Here is an 18,102-nt window from a genome sequence, read left to right on the forward strand (position 1 = left end):
AGCTATATAATTATTGAGGCTTTAAACCCCTTTCCGGTTGATGAGACCAAGGTAATCTTACCATTTAAACTATGAATACGGTTTTCCACATTTAACAAACCATTATTTTTTGCCAGCTCACAGCCAACCCCGTTGTCTTTGTAGATCACTTCTATTTTCCAATTGGTTTTCTTGAAGGATAGCACAACAAGATCAGCCTTGCTGTGTTTGGCCATGTTGGTCATTAGCTCCTGTAAAACACGATATAACCCCCTTTTCTTCAGGATATCAACTTCTGACCAATTGATTTGGTTAATACCTTTGGTAATCACATTTAGATTTTCATTTTTATAGGCCGTAAAAAGGTCAGCAAGAGACTCCTCAAAGTCTTTTTCTACATTAAGTTCATTGTTCTCCCTCGAGATATCCCTGGTCTTTTGGTAAATCTGTTCCAGGTTATCAATGATATGAACCTGTTTTGATTCCGCCTTGTCCATCTGATTCATGACCTGATACAGGTCATTGGCCACCTCATCGTGTAATTTTTTCGAAATTCTGGTTTCGGTTCTGTAGACCTCTTCAACCTTTTCCCGCTTATAATTGTTTCTAATCGTTACGGTAACAACAATAAACCCCAGTATTGATATAACTCCCAAACCAATATAGATGATATTCTGTTGTTTTGATTTTCGAAGTTCAAGTTCATTTTCAAGTTCCTTCATTTTCAAGCTGGCAAGTTCCTCCCTGTTTTGTTGGGTGTCAAATTTGTATTTACCAAAAATATGGGTTAGGCCTTTTTTTGATGTTTCAAGGCTGTCTTTTAAATATATATACCTTGTAGCATACCTTTTATACTCCCCGGAATCCTCCCTGGCCTGCTTCATAAGTATTTTCAATCCTTCGATTTGCTCATCTAATTTATTCGCCTCCCTGGCCAGGCTGTAAAATTTATTTGAGTGATACTTTCCCTTTTCCGGATTCAATTCAGCGTAGAGCCAGGCAAGCTTTCTATGGATCTCGATCTGTTCTCTCAAATACCCTTCTTTTTTGCTTACATCTAACAGATCGAGCAATTCCTTTTCATACTGAACATCTTTGGTTCTCAGCCATTTTGAGTAGGCCAGGTTCGCACGGACCCGAATTCTTTCACTACCATCCTTATGGATCAGGTCATGATCAAGTACTTGTCGACATAATTCTTCGGACCGGTCGTAGTCTCCTAAATACCTGTAAACGTTCGCCACGTTACTTAAATAGAGAAGCCGGTTTTTTTCTACTGGTGTTGTTTGAATCGCCTTATCATACCAGTAGAGTGCCTCAGGATAGTCTGATTCACTTTTGGAAATGATGGCCAGGTTATTATACAGACTTGCTTTGGTTATTGAATCGGCAAAATTCTTCAATAACTCCAAGGCCTCTAAGGACAGTTCCATACTTTCAGCATCGTTCCCGCTTTCTTCCAGAATGATTGCCATATTGAGAAGATTCTGAGCAATTTGGACACTATCCATATTCGCTTTGTTCGATTTCAACAACCCAATAACATCGGAATGATAGATAAAGCTCGAATCATTTTGATGCTGCTTTGAATGAATACGTGCCAGTCTTTTATAACTATTTGAAATAAATGCCGTGTCCTTCAGTTTCTGCGCCAGTTGCTTATACTTGTATGAAACAACTTTTGCACTGTCCATCATTTTTAATTTATACAAGAAATATGACTTTCTTTTAAAGATCAAAAGCTGTAAACTATCATTGTTTTCTTCTATGGCCTGAGCCAGGGCTTCATTCATGATTTCAAGACCAGCATGAAAATCCGCATTGCTTTTAGAAGGAAGCCTTTCGATCTGGGAGTACCTTGATCCGCTTTTTGAAAGATCTTCTGAAGGAAAGGATTCAGTTTTAGGTTTGCAACTGATCATAACAAGTATGATACAGAAAATCGATAGACGCAATGGCAAAATAATTTATTGGTTTTCAAGCGAGGCTAAGATAATTTTTATTACTAACTAAAAAAATGATTATTATTAGTTCCTTGAGCCTTACCGTATCGTAAACTAATGCAATATTTGTGTATTTTGCAAATCAAGAATGAATCAATTTTTATCAAATACTATCATGATCAAAGTAGTTGCCGGAGTTATTAAGAAAGATGCACAGTATTTTATAGCAAGGCGAGCCAGTCATAAAGACCAACCCGGAAAATGGGAATTTCCCGGAGGTAAAATTGAAACAGCCGAAAGTCCGGAAATGGCTCTGGAAAGAGAATTGTATGAGGAATTTAAGATAAGGACCCAAACAGGAAAGTACCTGATTCAAAGTATTTGTGATTATAGTGACTTCCAGATTCAGCTTTTGGCCTATGAATCAAAATATCTGAGTGGTGAGTTCGAGCTATCTGATCATGACAAGATCGCCTGGGTGGAATTGCAGGAAATGGATCGGTTTGACATGAATAAAGCTGATTATCCCATCATTGAGTTTTTAAAGAACAGAAGCCAAAAATAAATTCGAAATTCAGCAAAGAAATTGCCTGAAATTCAAGTTGATAACTTTGTTTAAAAAATATATTTTTGAATTGAGATTTTGGTGTACCTTTGCAAAAAATTTCAGGGGCCCTGAATAATGATTCCCTCCTGAAGAAATTATATTGAATGCAAACCCAATTAATCTGTTCTGACATTGACGGAACACTTTTGAACAAAGAAAGAGAATTGTCAGAAAGGACCAAAAGCGTTATCAAAGAGCTTTCCCATATTCCATTTATTTTGATCTCCTCCCGTATGCCTCAGGCCATGGAGCATCTGCAGGATGAACTTGACATCAGTCATTTGCCGTTGATCTGTTATAACGGAGGATATATGGTTCAAGGTGAACAGGTTCTTCAAAGTACGGAGATCAACATCGAAACGAGTAAATCCGTTGCAGAATTTTGTCTTCATTCCAGGGTTCATTGCAGCTTGTACCACGGACGAGAATGGTATGTGGAGGAAATGGATTACTGGGCAAAGCGCGAGAGTCATAATACCAAGGTAGACCCCGAATTGCAATCTGTTAGAAAAACCCTGGAAACCTGGGAGGATCAGGGTAAAGGGGCGCACAAGATCATGTGCATGGGAGAACCCAATGTGTTAGATCAGCTGGTAGACTTTATCAACAACTACTATAAAGATGAAATTATCGGATACCGTTCTAAACCAACCTATCTTGAAATTTCACCAAGACAAATTTCCAAAAAAACCGCTTTGGAAACCCTGATGAGCCTTGAATATCCGGAAATTGACCTGGAGCAGGTGATGGCCTTTGGTGATAATCATAATGATATTGACATGTTACGCTCGGTAGGAATTGGCGTTGCCGTGGAAAACGGGATAGCAGAAGCCAGGGAGGCCGCCTCATTTCAAACCACTTGCAACATCGATGACGGAGTAGCTGATTTTATGGAAAAGAACCTTGTTCTTTCCGAAGCGATCTAAGGGCCCTGCCAAAAAATTTTGTTGCCGAGATTCCATTTGGCCGAAAAAACAGATGTCATATTTTTTTGGATTCTAGAAGGATCAAATTCAATATTTCTTTGAATTTTTTTCTGCTTTTATAATACCTGTGAAAGCAGTATCTTCACGGATGAATTAACTTAATATTTTTATAATGACAAGAACAAAGTTTTTTATTGCATTTTTGTTGATGGCCGCTACCCTCGGCTGGTCACAAACCAAGCTCATTGAAAAAGTGAGTAAAACAGGGGACGAAGTAGTTATTCCCTATGAAAAATATGTACTTGATAATGGATTGACACTAGTGATCCATGAAGATCACTCGGATCCTCTTGTTCATGTTGATGTTACCTATCACGTGGGCTCTGCAAGAGAGGAATTGAAAAAATCTGGATTTGCACATTTCTTTGAACATATGATGTTTCAGGGATCGGAAAATGTGGCTGATGAAGAACATTTTAAACTGATCTCAAATGCGGGAGGAACCCTAAACGGAACCACGAACCGAGACAGGACCAATTATTTTGAAACCGCCCCCAGTAATCAGCTGGACGTCATGTTATGGCTCGAAGCCGACCGGATGGGATTCTTTTTAGATGCCGTTACGCAACAGAAGTTTGAAATACAGCGATCCACAGTCAAAAATGAAAAGGGTCAAAACTATGATAACCGACCTTACGGACAACGATCGGAATTACTGGCTGCCGCACTTTATCCCTACGGGCATCCGTATTCCTGGTTAACAATCGGTAAGCTGGAAGACCTGGATCGTGTGGATGTGGATGACCTGAAAAAATTCTTCCTTCGCTGGTATGGCCCAAACAACGCAACCTTAACCGTAGGAGGCGATGTGGATCCTCAGGAAGTAATCAAAAAAGTGGAGAAGTATTTTGGAGTGATCCCTGCCGGGCCTGAAGTAGAACCTATGAAGCTTGATCCGGTAGTGCTCAATGAATCGAGGTACATCTCTTACACGGATAAAAATATCAGATTCCCTGCCTTGTTTTTATCTTTCCCTACCATAGGAAGATTTCATCCGGACGAGGCCCCGCTGGACTGTCTGGCCGATATATTAGGAACGGGACAAAACTCATTCCTGTTCAAAAAATTTGTATTGAATCAAAAGGCCGTTCAGGCAGCGAGCTCTCATCCATGTTCTGAACTTGCCGGTGAGTTTTCTGTATATGTTTTACCTTATCCTGGAGGTTCACTCGCGGATATTGAAAAAGAGATTTACCAGGTCTTTGAGGAATTTGAAGCCTCAGGGGTTACGGATGATGATGTGGAAAAATTCAAGGTAACCATGGAGTCGAATTTTATCAATGGTTTGGCCAGTGTGAGTGGTAAGGTATCCCAACTGGCAAGTTATGAGACTTTTCAGGGGAGCCCCAATGGCATTGGAAACGACCTGGAACGCTATCAGAACATCACTAAAGAAGATGTATTGCGTGTGTATAACAAATATATCAAAGGAAAGCCGTCCGTGGTATTAAGTGTGCTTCCTGAAGACGGAACAGCTGCAGCCAGACCCGATAATTTTAGCCCTCAGACGGAAGGTGAAAACCCTTTTCCAACAACGGATTATTCAGGCTTGACCTATAACCGGCCTGAAGGTGATTCGTTTGACAGAAGCATTAAACCCACTCCGGGAGCTTCTCCTTTGGTTCAGGTTCCTGAATTCTGGACCGAAAATTTGGATAATGGCATGAAGATCATCGGAACCCAGACAACAGAAATACCTGTTGTTGCCATGAGAATGAGAATCAATGGTGGTCACAGGCTGGATATGTATACACCAGATAAATCCGGATTGGCAGTCATTACTGCGGGTATGTTGAACGAATCCACAGAAAATTACAGTACGGAGGCCTTGCAGGAAGAACTCAGAAAGATTGGAAGTACCATCAGTGTATCTGCCAGCGATGCCCAAACGACCATTGTTGTAAATTCCCTAAAGAAAAACGTAGACAGGACCCTTGAAATCCTCGAGGAAATGTTGTACCGTCCAAAGTTTGCGGCTGAAGATTTTGACCGAATCAAAAAACAACAGCTTGAAAGTTTAAAATCAAATGAAAAGGATCCTGCACTGATCGCATCAAATGTTTACAGGAGATTGCTATATGGAGAGGATCATATTTATTCGGTTCCAAGTGCGGGGATTCCAACTTCAGTTGAAAATATAAGCGTGGAAGATGCCAAAAACTTCTATTCTAAATATTATGCTCCTGAAGTTTCGGAACTGGTCGTTGTTGGGGATATCTCCAAAGATGAGGTCATGAAATCACTTGATTTTTTGAAAGAGTGGAAACCCAAAGGACTGACCTTGCCTGAAATGGCTCCTGTAAGCGATCAGGATAAGACAAAGATCTATCTTGTCGATAAAAAGCAGGCGCCACAATCAGAGATTAGAATAGGTTATGTAACAGACATGCCTTATGATGCTACAGGAACTTATTTCAAATCTTATTTGATGAATTATGCTCTTGGTGGTGGTTTTAACAGTCGGATCAATTTGAATTTAAGAGAGGACAAAGGATGGACCTATGGTGCCTGGTCTTATTTTAATTCAGATGATGACCCGGGCCCTTTTACGGCTACTGCCGGAGTTAAAGCTGATGCTACAGCAGGTGCGGTATCAGAATTCATGAAGGAGATGACCGATTACAGGAAAGACGGCATCACTGATGAAGAGTTGACCTTTATGCGTAATTCCATCGGACAACGCGATGCCAGAAATTATGAAACTCCGGGCCAGAAGGCAAATTTCCTAGGACGCATAGTTCACTATGATCTTGATAAATCTTTTGTCGATGATCAAACCAAGATCATCAATGGTATTTCAAAAGAAGAGATCAACAAACTCGCACAGGAAAAGCTACAGCTTGAGAATATGAATATTGTAGTGGTAGGTGATAAAGACAGCAATATAGACGCCTTGAATGAACTGGGTTATGAAATTGTTGAATTGAATGAAAAGGGAGAAGTGATTGAAAGTACCAATGAAAAAATAAAAGAATAATTCAACAGCTGATGAGAAAGCAAAAAGCATCCCAAAGGGGATGCTTTTTTTATTAGGCATGAATATCGATCAAAAGCTGGCTGTTACTCCTAAAGACGGGCCATTAAAAAGGAGTTCAAAGGAGCCATTCCAGTTTAAGGTGTCTACATTTCCGATCAGATTGAGATATTTATAACTCAAACGGGCGCCTATATATCTGGAAAATTGAAATTGCAATCCGGGAGAAAGGCTCCATAAAGAGCCTTCAATTCCATCAACTTTAATTCCAAACCATTCCGCTTTGGCAAAAAAGGATAGCGTACGTGTTGGGGCATACAAATATTTTAGTCCAATACTGGGGAGTGGCAGGGTGACGGAAATCTCGGAGCGATCCAGGAAAACCTCTTCTTCGTTTACATAGGCGAGTCCTGAAACAAAACCGTTTGGACTGAGAATATAGATCCCGATTAATCCTTCTAGTTCATGTTTTAAACCCCGACTGATGGCCCTTCCAAATCCGATTTTAAGAACAGACACCCCATAACCACCTTCGATGGTGGATCCCTTTTTTAAGGTGTATTTATCCCATACGATGTCTCTGGGAAGAACCACAGTGTTTCTGGTTCTCAAACTGAAATAATCTGCATTCATGCTCCAGTTTTTTGAAAATCTCCAATCAATATTTGCGTTAAAAGTAGGTTGAATCCCTTCTAAATCAAAGGTTTTATCAACATCTATCAGATCCTGGTAAGGCACCGGAGCAGTACCCGCAAAGCCGAATCTTACCTTCTTCAGAGGTGCAAAAGCCCCGGCATAGATGTAAATCTTTTTTGTAAGGACAGGGTTTTTTTCAAAGTTAATCGTGTCCTGGGCATTCATAAACCCGGAGCTAACCAAAGTGACACATAAAACGATAAGCAGCTTTTTCATAGATAAGGAGTTCTCCTTGAAATTTCGGTCAAATATAGGACAAAATCATTTTTTGCGGCTTAGCAATATTGATTATATTTAAATTGAATTAACACAATAAAAAATAGCTAGCCTGACCTCATGAAAATACATCCCAAATTGGTTTTCTTCTTACTATTGATTATTCTTGGATCTGAAGTGGGTTATGCGCAGCTGGATACTATTTCAGCGATAGACCAATTGGGTGGAGACGGTTACAGAGAGGGACAGTACCCCGGCCTTGGACGTGCTGCTTCTGAAATTTTCTACTCTGACAAACCTGTGACTTTTTCAGGTTATGCTGAACTTGCCAATGTGTTTAACGGAGGTGAGCCCAGAGATACAAGTTCAGAAGATCTGGAATTATTCTTTAATCAACTTTATAGATTCACCCCTTTTGTAGGTGTAAGAATCAATAAAAGTATTTTTTTAACTGCTGAATTCGGTATTGAGTACCTTGAGGGGAATGGAGAAAGTGAATTACACTTTTTCCCTGAACTCTACATGGATTTTATTGTAAAGAAATGGATGAGTTTCAGGGCAGGTTTACAACCTTTAAATATCGGATATATCAATAATAATGAGGAACCCTTACTTTTTCAAAGTGTTAATCGACCGGAGACGGAGAGGCTCATTTTGCCAACAGAATGGATCGAGGCGGGAGTTACAGCATACGGAGATCTCTATAATAAGTTCAATTATGCTTTGGGTTTTACCAATGGTGTCCTGGCTAAAGATTTTAAATCAGCAAGCTGGATCAGAGGAGGAGCAGATGGGCAGATGGAATCGTTTAATAAAATAGCCATAAATGCACAGGTTAATTATTTGCCTGTCAATAATGTTACATTAAGTGCCAGTACCTATTATAATGAATCGGGTCGTGATGAAAAGATCACTACAGACCAAGACAGTAAAGAAGTAAAGGCCCCGGTATTTGTGGTTTCTGGTTATGCACGATGGGATTATAAGGCCTTTAGTCTGATAGGCATGGGAACCTATGGAACCTTGGGTGAAACCCCTGAAGTATATCGCTTAACGGAAAAAAACCAGGGTGTAGGCCAGGTCATAGGAGAAGAGGCCTATGGTTTTTATATTGAACCCAGCCTTGATTTGTTAAAAGTATTAGGTCATTCATCAAAAGATGAAGTTAAAAGCGGAAACATATTTACCATTTCCAATCCGGAGCTTCCGTTATTTATTCGTTATGAAAGAATGGATACCCACAGCAGTGTTGCCCCTGAACTTGAAGATCTGGACTATGTGCGCAATAACCTGAACATTTGGATGGTTGGATTCAACTACAAGCCCAATCATCATTTTGTTGTAAAATTTGATGTCAGATTTAGGGACAACCTTGATCCGCAGGAGGATGTTCCGGCATCAGAAACCCTTTATGAACTCGGTATTGGTATTGAATTCTAATTCTTGAAACCTTCCTTGCATCGGCTGCTTTTCATTTTCTTGATGCAGTGATTTGATGAACTGACAAATCTCATAAAAATTGTCAGCCATACATTTTAATTTTATAAGGATAATGGCAAAATTCAATTCTTATGAAACGAATACCATTTTTCCTTTTATTGTTTTGTACGAGTTTCATGTTACCTGGCCAGGAAATTGAAGGCGTCCCATCGGATACTTCAGAAAGTGCGCAAAGCCGTGAATCTATGGCTGTAGATGCAACAGCTACCCAATGGAGTTTCCAACTGGCCTATCAGATGATGCCCGATTATTATGATGACCTGGTCAACGGCGAGCCACGTCCCGCAGGTATGGACGATTATATTCAGCTTAGAATCGTAGCGCCCCTACCCATGAAAAACCTGACCATCCTTCCAAGATTGACCTTCAGGCATTATGAAAATCCTCAAGGGCAATCGGGTATGGGAAATACAGAGTTGTTTGCACTAATCATTCCGAAATTTTCAGATTGGGGATCAGGCCGGGCCGGTATAGGGCCGCTTGTGACCCTACCAGGAAATGAAAATGTAGCAAGGGATGAATGGGGATACGGATTTGCAGGTGCCATTGTAAACAATACAGGGAAATTCTTCTACGGACTTTTATTGACCCAGTCCTGGCGCGCCATAGACCCCAACGCCTTACCGGAAAACAATACGGATACCAATCCACTTGGTATAGCACCCTTTGTGAATTACCGTATTGGTTCAAAAGGATGGTACGTTCAAACAGCTGATATCGTTGCCCAATACGATTGGAATACCGGGCATTTTTATTTGCCTCTTGGCCTGAGGGCCGGTAAGGTATGGGTACTGGAAAAAGCCTCCTGGAACCTTTATGCTGAGTACCGGACCAGTGCCATTTATGAAGACTGGGAAGGAGCCGCGGTCAAGAATTCCTATCGTCTTAACATCTCATATACCATTCCCGTTGGCAAGAAGAAATAAGGATTACCTTGTTCGAAACCGATATTCGATTCTTATTGCTTAAAGAATTCCTTCTTATACACCTGTCCAAGTTCTTTTTCCAGGAGAAGCACTTCCGGCTTATCCTTGCGAAGCCCCACCTGCCAGTCATTGTAAATTTCCCAGGTTTCGTCTTCAAAAACCGGCTTGCCGAATTGGTTGATCAAAGCTTTTCGTATCCTGTCTTCTTCGCCCTTAGCCGTAAGGATCCAAACTACATTGAGCGTGTCATCACCAAAACGTGCTTCAATTTTTCTTGGGAATCCCAAATAGTTTACGCCAAAACAGTTGATCTGGTATTGGGCATTGGGGTCGCCGTCAGGCAAATCCCGTCTGCTGGTAAAGGCACTGTGACTTTCAAGATCCTTTTGAAGTTCATCATATGAGGCTCCCATTTTTAAAAAAGAAGGTATCAGTCCGGTATTTTCAAGAGGTTCAGGCTTCCCTTTCCCATTCAGATAGGGATTCTCCCAAACAAACAAATTCGGATGAATGGCTTCATCCGTCATAATCCGCGCTACATCAGTTTCTTTATGTACAAATAGTTTCTGTTTTTGATAGACGTCATATCCAAGATAATGCCATGATATAGTGTCCTTTACCTGGCTTACAAGAGCTTTTTCCACGTTTCCTTTTGCCTCGATGAAAGTAAGGCTGTCATCCGAAAAAGTAAATACCGCCTTGTTGATGGTGCCTTTCTCAAGGTTGATTCCCGTACAGACCAAATGTTTTTCATCATATTGAGCCAGAGGATAAAGAGGCTTCTTTACTTTAATTACTTTGGAATGTTCCGAAACTTTATCAAGTTTCGCCTTTACCGATTGAAGGGATTCTTTTAAGCGGATTCCGTTAAACTGATTTTCAATCTGGGAAAACCCTGTTCGTGGCAAGGTAAATACAAAGACAAAAACGAAAACTGCACGGCTAAGATTCTTAAGAGGCATATAAATTTATTATAGATTAGACTATTATAAGACTCAAACGGACTACTGAATGTTACATTCAAAAATCAAAATTCTTATTGGTTTTTCTATTTTTGACAAAAATTCGTTGAATTGAACCCTATCGATCAATTTATAAATGCTTTGAGAAAGCAGAAAGTTGCTGCTCAAACCACCAATTTATACCGAGGTGAGTCAAAATCGGCACAGCTCAGAAGGTCAAATTTAGCCATGTATCTCCATAAAATGGAAAGGTTGAAGCCAACTGTCCTTCTGCTTGGAGAGGCCCCGGGATATAAAGGATGCGGGATCACAGGAGTTCCTTTTACCAGTGAGCGGGTTTTGGCCGAACATTCTTTTTTTAGAGATCGGGGGTTTAAAATTAGAAGCAATATCTTAAAACCTGAAAGTGAAATTTCGGCCACCATTGTCTGGGATGAACTTGAGCGTCTTGACAACATTCCTCTCATCTGGAATATTTTCCCTTTTCATCCCCATACCACTGAAAATAAACGTGCCAACAGGACCCCGAATAAGGCGGAACTCCAGACAGGTAAAAAATATCTTTTGCACTTGCTGGAGCTGTTTAGCATTGAAAAAATAATCACTTTAGGCAGGAAACCCGAATCCATGGTGAAAGAATTGGGACTAAAACACAATTACGTCAGGCATCCGGCCAATGGAGGCAAAAATAAATTTGTCAGTGGCCTGTGCGAATCAATGAGTAAGAATTGACCCTTTTAAACCATGAAATTTATTGTGACTGTAACATATTTAGCTTCGTTCAGTCTCATAATAAACTTTATCCAATGCAAAGACGATTTCAATTAACCGTACTACTTTTTCTTATTCTAAATCTTGCAGGCGCTCAGGAAAAGCCAAACGTGGGCAAGATCAACGCCTATGCTGACAGTTACTACAGAGAAAAGAATTATGATAAAGCAGCCCAGAATTATATCAAGGTAGTCGAACTTGCAGAATTCAGAAGTAAAAAGAAGAATGCCGCATATAATGCCGCATGTTGTTTGGCTTTACTCAATAAAAAGGACAGCGCTTTTATTTTGTTAAGCCAGGCGATTGAAAATGGATATAATAATAAGGCTCACCTTATTAAGGATTCTGATTTGAATGTTCTTCACAGCAGTGAGAAATGGAAAGAATTACTAAATCATATGCCTGAGTCCAGTGGGCTGAACAGTGATCCGAAAATGGCAGTGATCCACACCTCAGACATTCACCATTTTTGGGAGGCATACGATCTGGCCATCAAAGATTCTGCCGTGGCAAGGGAGATCTATAAAACGCATTATTTTGACAAAGGAACAGATGGGATGCACGATTATATGGGCTTAAAGGTCAGTTCTATTGATCATTTTGTAAAACATATTCAATCCTATCCCAAGCTCTATGAAACGATAAGGGAGAATACCTTGAAAGTAGATGAATATAAGATCGAAATTCAAAAGAGTTTTGAAAATTTCAAAGCCATTTATCCCCAGGCTAAATTTCCTGACGTATACTTTGTGATAGGGGCCTTTACCAGCGGCGGCACGATATCGTCTTCTGGTCTTTTCATAGGTACCAATCAGATGAGTGACGGAGCAGAGGTAAATACAGAGGAGTTGAGTTTTGGGATGAAATTATTAATGAATGAGTCAGCTTATATTCCCAATATTGTGGCCCATGAATTGATTCATTTTCAACAGGACGGAATGAAAAAGGAATCGATTACCTTAAGAGATGTCATAAAAGAAGGGATGGCTGACTTTATCGGAGAATTGATCAGTGGGGGAACGGCCAATGAAAAAATATTTGAATGGGCCAGAGGTAAGGAAAAACAAATCTGGACCGAATTTCAAAAAGACATGTATTTAAACCGCTACAGCAATTGGATCGCAAACTATAACACCGCGTCAAAAGACAGCTATCCCGACTTAGGCTACTGGATAGGATATGAAATCTGTAAATCCTATTATGAGAATGCTGAGGATAAAAACCAGGCTATTTACGACATGCTCCATATTCAGGATTATAAAAAATTCCTTGCAGACAGCCGTTGGGAGTCAAAGTTGGAACAGATGCCTTAAATAACCTGATTTCCGATGATCAGTGCTCTATGATGTCATGTTCTTTAACATCCTTCTTACCGGAAACGCTTAAGAAATGCTCATTGAAGCTCAATAGAGGTATCCAGGTGCGGAACTCCATTTTACTTACGAGCCCTTGATGGAACAATTTGTCAATAATTCCGCTGCGCTCCTTTTCAAGCATGACAAGCATATCATAATCATCTTCACTCATATACTTGTTAAGCGTATCAAAAATATTGCCTGATAACATCAGTTCAAAGGTTATATTCTCATAACCAATTTTTTCTCGAATCATCTCTTTAAACCATTCCATTTTTTCAACGCTCTTATAGTCATTGTCCGTACTGATGTGAAGTACTCGAATGTCGGGTTGATTGGGTTTAAGCAGATCGATCATTTGTTTCATCGCTTCAAGGTCAACCTCCCTAAAATCAGAGGCGTATAACACCTTGTCATAATCCTTCAGTTCAGCATACTGGGGTACCGCCAAAACAGGAACAGGAGATCTTTTGACCAGGGCTTTTGTTGTGCCACCAAGTAATACTTCTTTTAAGACACTTTTGCCCTTGGTTCCTACCACCACCAATTGGGGTTTATGTCTCTCAATAGCCGTAAGTATTCCCTTAACTACAGATGGGTCCTCAACAGCCATATACCTGGCTTTTACCTCAGTATCATAATGTTCAAAAAATTCCTGAAGACTTCTTTCCCAGCTACTCATGGCCTGGGTTTTCATTTCAAACGGGTCATTGGTGTACGGATAGGTCCATACCGTTTTTATATCAAAAACATGAACCATGACCAGGTCAGCTTTACGCTTTTCAGCTATGTGCAGAGCAAATTTGAACGCCTTGTCAGCATTGCTCGAAAAATCGGTTGCAAATAATATTTTTTCCATTTTTATGCCTTTTAAGATTATTGTCAGAATATAACAATTAGCCTTTTTATTTGCATTGACCAAAATCAATGAAATCATTGATCCAGGACATTGTTTTGTAAACCCCGGGATTTTTAAAAATCAAAAAAATGCGGTATATTAGGGTGCATTTATTTGTCAATCAACACGTTAAGATTGATATATAAAAGTCTGTTCAAAATCAATATTAACCTACAACCTAAAACAATGAAATTTTCATCTAACCTACCCAAAATTGCCTTGATCATCTTAATTATTCCTTTGCTCTTGTCATCCTGTAAAAAAGAACCGGCCCCTGCCACAGAAGAAGTGGTTGAAGTAAAAGAGCCTACTCAGGAAGAATTGATCGCCCAGGGAGAATATCTCGTGGGTATTATGGGGTGCCATGACTGCCATTCACCAAAGAGAATGGGAGAGAAGGGACCCGAGATCATCCCAGAATTAATGTTGTCAGGCTATCCGGCTGAAAGGCCGCTGGTACCGCTAAAGCATGAACTGATCAAAGAAGGGTTCGCCATGTTTTACCCGGATCTTACCGCATCCGTTGGTCCATGGGGGGGATCCTTTGCAGCCAATCTTACCCCGCATGAATCCGGAATCGGGAACTGGACCGAAGAACAGTTTAAAAGAGCCCTTACCCAGGGGAAAGCCAAAGGAATGGAAAACGGACGTATGCTCTTGCCGCCCATGCCTTGGATGAATTATGCGAATATGAAAGACGAAGATGTTAGAGCCGTGTATACCTATTTAAAAAGTATCAATCCAGTTGAAAATGTTGTACCCGCACCGGTAGCTCCGGACGGAATGTAGCCATAAATAAGGATCCGATTCAGACTGATGTATATCGGATCCTATTTTTGTGCTTTTTATACCCGGTTTATCTTTCGAAACCAAATACGGCAGGAGCGAAGGTGGCATTGAGGCCCATGCCCACAGCTGCCTGTTTCATTTCTTCAGGTACCTCTCCGCAGAACAAAAATTCTCCGGGAACAGCAATTTGGAGTAAGTTATTAAAATGGCCCGCAGCAGTAGTCCCAAGGTGAAACCCTACTGCACCCGCGTCGGAAAACAGATCCATTACCACCAGGGTAGAAGAGGTCTCATCAAAATAGCACTGCACCTTTAAGGCCCCGGGTTCGTTTGATTTCATCTGGCTTTCCACCTCTTTATAAATTGATTTTAACGCTTCTGAGTTTCCTTCTTTAGCCGTCCATTTATAGACTACCATTACTTCTTGATTTTCCATGATTATTGTTTTAAATATTTGATTACATTACAAAGATATGTCGGTATCAGGTATAATAAATGTGTCTTTTACGACATTTAAAAGGGTTGTTTACGACATATTAATATAGTATCTTTGTACATATTTTAAAGATCATGAAACATATCAGCGTCATTGTTCCCTCAGGGAGCAGCATTGTAGATACCATAATTGCCCCATTCAACCTGCTTCGAATGGCGAATCGTCACTTTAAAAGAATCAACGGGCTTTCCGAGGAACCATTTAAAATAGATCTGGTAGGGCAAACCAAAGAGCCTGTTTTGTATCAGGGCCTTTTCAGCATTCAGCCCACAGCAACCCTGAAAGAGGTTAGCAAGACCAATTTGATCATCATTTCCCCAATCAGCGGTGATCCGCAAAAAGCCATAGAGAACAACAGGGATTTTGTAGCATGGATCAAGACACAACGGATCAAAAATGACGCGGACCTTGCCAGTTTGTGCCAGGGGGCTTTTTTACTGGCCGAGACCGGACTTGTAAACGGAAAATCCTGCGCCACACACTGGACGGTCCACAATGCATTTCAACGCCGATATCCAAAGGTAAAACTGGTTCCTGACAAGATCATCTGCGAGGACAACGGGATCTATTCAAGCGGAGGAGCCTATTCCATTTTAAATTTTACGCTCTATCTGATAGAACGCTATTTTGGCAGAGAAACAGCCATCTGGCTCTCGAAAGTTTCTGAGATTGAATTTGACAGGCTCAGTCAGCAGGAATTCATCATTTTCAGTGGCCAAAAGGACCATATGGATGAACCCATTAAAGAAGCACAACAATTTATTGAAAAGAACTACAAGGATTCTTTACGCATCAATGATATCGCTCAGATGGTTCATTTGAACGGGCGGAGTTTTTTAAGAAGATTTAAAAAAGCCACGGCAAATACACCACTTGAATATATACAGCGTGTTAAGGTGGAAGCTGCAAAAAAGCAATTGGAATCCACTGCCAGAACCATCCTGGAAGTGATGTACGACATTGGTTACAATGACGAAAAGGCTTTTCGGTCCACATTCAGAAAATATTCAGGTTTATCCCCAAAAGAATACCAAAGAAAGTACAACCGCGAAATGGCATCAGTTTAAGTTCAAACCGTGACAAATGTCATGTAAATTCTCTTTGATTCTTGCTAATATTGTTAGTAATTCGGAGGTCCGTCCCCCTTAAACCTGCATATACCTCAAGATGAAAAATCAGAAAATCAATGCTGTTTTTCTTGTTCTTGGCCTGGTCTGGGTCATCGTTGGATTGCTTATTTATCAAAACTCAAATATCTGGCCACTAGGCTTCCTTTTTCTTCTTGTGGGTTTAATCGGCAGATTTAAACCGCATAAAAAACCTAACTAAATTTTGATTTTATGAGTACCAAAATGGAGCGACATAAGCGATATATTTTCGTGGCTATAATCATTACTACCCTTGGAGTGAGCTTTACTACCACCTTAAAAGATTCCCTTGGCACCCTAGGTGTTGTTTTTATTGCCATCGGAGGGCTCTTTTTTATTGTCGGAATGAGTTTGAAAAGAAAGGACGAATCAAAAAAATAGACACATGACAACCGATTTTCCCTCCTTTCATAAGAATTTAATCAGCGCATTAATTCTAGTGATCCTCATACCTTTCTGTATTGGGGCTCAGCATAAATTGCCCATTTCTCGTATTGATTCTGTTTTCAATGATGTAAACCAAACTGGCTCACCTGGATGTGCATTGTTAATCATTCAAAATGATGAAGTTGTATACAGCCGTGGCTACGGATACGCAAATTTAGATTATGAAATTCCAATTGATTCTGGAACCGTAATGTATTTAGGCTCTGTAACCAAACAGTTTGTTGCTGCTGCAATCCTGAAAGCCTCACTCCAAGGTTATCTAACCCTTGATGATGATATTCGTAAGTGGATTCCTGAATTTCCTGAATATTCAAATGTGATTTCCGTAAGTCATCTGATATATCACACTAGCGGAATTCGAGATGAGCTCCAACTTCGTGCAGTGGCCAACCTTCCCGAGGACATTACCCGAAAAGAGATTATTGAACTGCTCGTACGCCAAAAGAAATTGAACTTTGAACCAGGAGAACAAGAGCTGTACAGTAATGGAGGCTACTTACTCTTGATTGAAATCTTAGAACGGGCTACGGGTATGACAATGCAAGCCTATTTGCGTCAAGAGTTTTTTAAGCCATTGGGTATGAACTCTGCTGGTTTTGGTCCCTATCAGGGTGCTATACCCCAGTCTTCTTACGGTTTTGTTTCGGTAAAGGATAATTTTATAAGAAAGGCGCATGTAGGTAATGCACCTGGTGTTCGTATGAATATTAGTGATCTCGGGCGATGGATGGTTGCCCTTGAAGGTGACAACCTTAGTTCCAAAGGATTTAAAGATCTTCAGTTACAAAGAGGAATTCTAAATAATGGCGATACAACCGACTATGCTTTTGGTCTTAATGTTATGAAGCAAGGAGGACTTCCTTTGATTTCCCATGGAGGGGCAGGAATGGGATACAGGACAGCCATGGGGATTTATCCTGAAAATAATCTTGCCATTTGCACCATTTGTAATCTCTCAAATCTTGATGCTGTTCAACTTAACCGAAGGGTATCCGAGATTCTTTTAGAAGACGAGCTGGGCCCGGATGAGGACGCTGCTTCTTATGAAAAATACCGTAAACCCTGGCCGGCTCCAGACGGAGAGCCCCTCAAACTGAGCAAGGAAGAATTGACCGAATTTTCGGGTAATTATTACGCACCCGAATTGAATGTCATTTTTAAAGTGGAGACAGAAGCTGATTTTCTAAAGGTTGGGCCTGAAGGCTGGATGAGACCTATGTTAGCAACATCAAAAAGTGACCAGTTTAATTCAAGCAGAGCCTGGGCGCAGATCAATTTCATCAGGAATGAGAAAGGAGTTATTACCGGTTTTACCATGAATATAGGAAGAGTGAATGGATTAATTATGGAAAGGATTTCACACAGCGATTATTCAAATATTGCTAAATACAAATAACTAAAAGTTGAAC

The 18,102-nt window shown here is 40.4% G+C and carries 17 protein-coding genes; 12 read left to right on the forward strand and 5 right to left on the reverse strand.

The window, feature by feature from the left end:
• Positions 1-2: 2 nt before the first annotated feature.
• The gene (locus LCM02_RS04615; RefSeq protein ID WP_224927153.1) at positions 3-1,901 is read right to left on the reverse strand and encodes a tetratricopeptide repeat-containing sensor histidine kinase; all 1,899 of its coding nucleotides are present in this window, start codon (positions 1,899-1,901) and stop codon (positions 3-5) included.
• A 196-nt stretch (positions 1,902-2,097) separates the two neighbouring features.
• Between LCM02_RS04615 and LCM02_RS04620 the strand changes: the two genes are divergently transcribed.
• The 3 genes from LCM02_RS04620 (at position 2,098) to LCM02_RS04630 (ending at position 6,492) form a co-directional block, all read left to right on the forward strand.
• The gene (locus tag LCM02_RS04620; RefSeq protein WP_224927154.1) at positions 2,098-2,487 is read left to right on the forward strand and encodes a (deoxy)nucleoside triphosphate pyrophosphohydrolase; all 390 of its coding nucleotides are present in this window, start codon (positions 2,098-2,100) and stop codon (positions 2,485-2,487) included.
• A gap of 146 nt (positions 2,488-2,633) precedes the next feature.
• A complete protein-coding gene (locus tag LCM02_RS04625) occupies positions 2,634-3,455 on the forward strand; it encodes an HAD family hydrolase (protein WP_224927155.1) in 822 nt (273 codons plus the stop codon).
• Between the two features lie 172 nt (positions 3,456-3,627).
• The gene (locus LCM02_RS04630; protein WP_224927156.1) at positions 3,628-6,492 is read left to right on the forward strand and encodes a M16 family metallopeptidase; all 2,865 of its coding nucleotides are present in this window, start codon (positions 3,628-3,630) and stop codon (positions 6,490-6,492) included.
• A 69-nt stretch (positions 6,493-6,561) separates the two neighbouring features.
• Here LCM02_RS04630 and LCM02_RS04635 read toward each other — a convergent pair whose 3' ends face one another.
• Positions 6,562-7,401 (reverse strand): hypothetical protein, encoded by an 840-nt coding sequence (locus tag LCM02_RS04635; protein WP_224927157.1) that lies wholly within the window; start codon positions 7,399-7,401, stop codon positions 6,562-6,564.
• A 120-nt stretch (positions 7,402-7,521) separates the two neighbouring features.
• Here LCM02_RS04635 and LCM02_RS04640 point away from each other — a divergent pair, with 120 nt between their 5' ends.
• Positions 7,522-8,841: a hypothetical protein gene (locus LCM02_RS04640; RefSeq protein WP_224927158.1), complete on the forward strand. Its 1,320-nt coding sequence runs from the start codon at positions 7,522-7,524 to the stop codon at positions 8,839-8,841.
• A gap of 131 nt (positions 8,842-8,972) precedes the next feature.
• Positions 8,973-9,827: a hypothetical protein gene (locus LCM02_RS04645; RefSeq protein WP_224927159.1), complete on the forward strand. Its 855-nt coding sequence runs from the start codon at positions 8,973-8,975 to the stop codon at positions 9,825-9,827.
• A gap of 32 nt (positions 9,828-9,859) precedes the next feature.
• Here the strand turns inward: LCM02_RS04645 and LCM02_RS04650 are convergent, their stop codons facing one another.
• A complete protein-coding gene (locus LCM02_RS04650) occupies positions 9,860-10,789 on the reverse strand; it encodes a hypothetical protein (protein ID WP_224927160.1) in 930 nt (309 codons plus the stop codon).
• A 111-nt stretch (positions 10,790-10,900) separates the two neighbouring features.
• Here LCM02_RS04650 and LCM02_RS04655 point away from each other — a divergent pair, with 111 nt between their 5' ends.
• On the forward strand, positions 10,901-11,521 hold the full coding sequence (locus tag LCM02_RS04655) for a uracil-DNA glycosylase (RefSeq protein ID WP_224927161.1): 621 nt from the start codon (positions 10,901-10,903) through the stop codon (positions 11,519-11,521).
• Between the two features lie 74 nt (positions 11,522-11,595).
• Positions 11,596-12,873, forward strand: coding sequence for a gliding motility protein GldB-related protein (locus LCM02_RS04660; RefSeq protein ID WP_224927162.1), 1,278 nt, complete (start codon positions 11,596-11,598; stop codon positions 12,871-12,873).
• Positions 12,874-12,892: 19 nt separating this feature from the next.
• Here LCM02_RS04660 and LCM02_RS04665 read toward each other — a convergent pair whose 3' ends face one another.
• Positions 12,893-13,774 (reverse strand): universal stress protein, encoded by an 882-nt coding sequence (locus LCM02_RS04665; RefSeq protein WP_224927163.1) that lies wholly within the window; start codon positions 13,772-13,774, stop codon positions 12,893-12,895.
• Between the two features lie 225 nt (positions 13,775-13,999).
• On the opposite strand from LCM02_RS04665, the gene LCM02_RS04670 reads away from it, so the two are divergent.
• Positions 14,000-14,602 (forward strand): c-type cytochrome, encoded by a 603-nt coding sequence (locus LCM02_RS04670; RefSeq protein ID WP_224927164.1) that lies wholly within the window; start codon positions 14,000-14,002, stop codon positions 14,600-14,602.
• Between the two features lie 67 nt (positions 14,603-14,669).
• On the opposite strand, the gene LCM02_RS04675 is transcribed toward LCM02_RS04670, so the two are convergent.
• Positions 14,670-15,038 (reverse strand): antibiotic biosynthesis monooxygenase, encoded by a 369-nt coding sequence (locus LCM02_RS04675; RefSeq protein ID WP_224927165.1) that lies wholly within the window; start codon positions 15,036-15,038, stop codon positions 14,670-14,672.
• Positions 15,039-15,172: 134 nt separating this feature from the next.
• Here LCM02_RS04675 and LCM02_RS04680 point away from each other — a divergent pair, with 134 nt between their 5' ends.
• The 4 genes from LCM02_RS04680 (at position 15,173) to LCM02_RS04695 (ending at position 18,089) form a co-directional block, all read left to right on the forward strand.
• Positions 15,173-16,165, forward strand: a complete 993-nt coding sequence (locus LCM02_RS04680) for a GlxA family transcriptional regulator (protein ID WP_224927166.1) — start codon at positions 15,173-15,175, stop codon at positions 16,163-16,165.
• Positions 16,166-16,265: 100 nt separating this feature from the next.
• Entirely contained in the window at positions 16,266-16,427 is a 162-nt protein-coding gene (locus LCM02_RS04685; protein WP_224927167.1) for a hypothetical protein, read from the forward strand.
• Positions 16,428-16,438: 11 nt separating this feature from the next.
• Positions 16,439-16,627, forward strand: a complete 189-nt coding sequence (locus tag LCM02_RS04690; protein ID WP_224927168.1) for a hypothetical protein — start codon at positions 16,439-16,441, stop codon at positions 16,625-16,627.
• 4 nt (positions 16,628-16,631) lie between these two features.
• Positions 16,632-18,089, forward strand: a complete 1,458-nt coding sequence (locus tag LCM02_RS04695) for a serine hydrolase domain-containing protein (protein WP_224927169.1) — start codon at positions 16,632-16,634, stop codon at positions 18,087-18,089.
• Positions 18,090-18,102 lie beyond the last annotated feature (13 nt).

The organism is Lutimonas saemankumensis, from assembly GCF_020171465.1.
Taxonomy (GTDB): Bacteria; Bacteroidota; Bacteroidia; order Flavobacteriales; family Flavobacteriaceae; genus Lutimonas; species Lutimonas saemankumensis.

Coding starts and splice junctions, on each gene's coding strand:
- LCM02_RS04620 (WP_224927154.1), top strand. CDS start 2,098: ATGATCAAAGTAGTTGCCGGAGTTATTAAGAAAGATGCACAGTATTTT.
- LCM02_RS04680 (WP_224927166.1), top strand. CDS start 15,173: ATGAAACATATCAGCGTCATTGTTCCCTCAGGGAGCAGCATTGTAGAT.
- LCM02_RS04675 (WP_224927165.1), bottom strand. CDS start 15,038: ATGGAAAATCAAGAAGTAATGGTAGTCTATAAATGGACGGCTAAAGAA.
- LCM02_RS04690 (WP_224927168.1), top strand. CDS start 16,439: ATGAGTACCAAAATGGAGCGACATAAGCGATATATTTTCGTGGCTATA.
- LCM02_RS04615 (WP_224927153.1), bottom strand. CDS start 1,901: ATGATCAGTTGCAAACCTAAAACTGAATCCTTTCCTTCAGAAGATCTT.
- LCM02_RS04665 (WP_224927163.1), bottom strand. CDS start 13,774: ATGGAAAAAATATTATTTGCAACCGATTTTTCGAGCAATGCTGACAAG.
- LCM02_RS04660 (WP_224927162.1), top strand. CDS start 11,596: ATGCAAAGACGATTTCAATTAACCGTACTACTTTTTCTTATTCTAAAT.
- LCM02_RS04650 (WP_224927160.1), bottom strand. CDS start 10,789: ATGCCTCTTAAGAATCTTAGCCGTGCAGTTTTCGTTTTTGTCTTTGTA.
- LCM02_RS04685 (WP_224927167.1), top strand. CDS start 16,266: ATGAAAAATCAGAAAATCAATGCTGTTTTTCTTGTTCTTGGCCTGGTC.
- LCM02_RS04645 (WP_224927159.1), top strand. CDS start 8,973: ATGAAACGAATACCATTTTTCCTTTTATTGTTTTGTACGAGTTTCATG.
- LCM02_RS04640 (WP_224927158.1), top strand. CDS start 7,522: ATGAAAATACATCCCAAATTGGTTTTCTTCTTACTATTGATTATTCTT.
- LCM02_RS04630 (WP_224927156.1), top strand. CDS start 3,628: ATGACAAGAACAAAGTTTTTTATTGCATTTTTGTTGATGGCCGCTACC.
- LCM02_RS04670 (WP_224927164.1), top strand. CDS start 14,000: ATGAAATTTTCATCTAACCTACCCAAAATTGCCTTGATCATCTTAATT.
- LCM02_RS04625 (WP_224927155.1), top strand. CDS start 2,634: ATGCAAACCCAATTAATCTGTTCTGACATTGACGGAACACTTTTGAAC.
- LCM02_RS04635 (WP_224927157.1), bottom strand. CDS start 7,401: ATGAAAAAGCTGCTTATCGTTTTATGTGTCACTTTGGTTAGCTCCGGG.
- LCM02_RS04695 (WP_224927169.1), top strand. CDS start 16,632: ATGACAACCGATTTTCCCTCCTTTCATAAGAATTTAATCAGCGCATTA.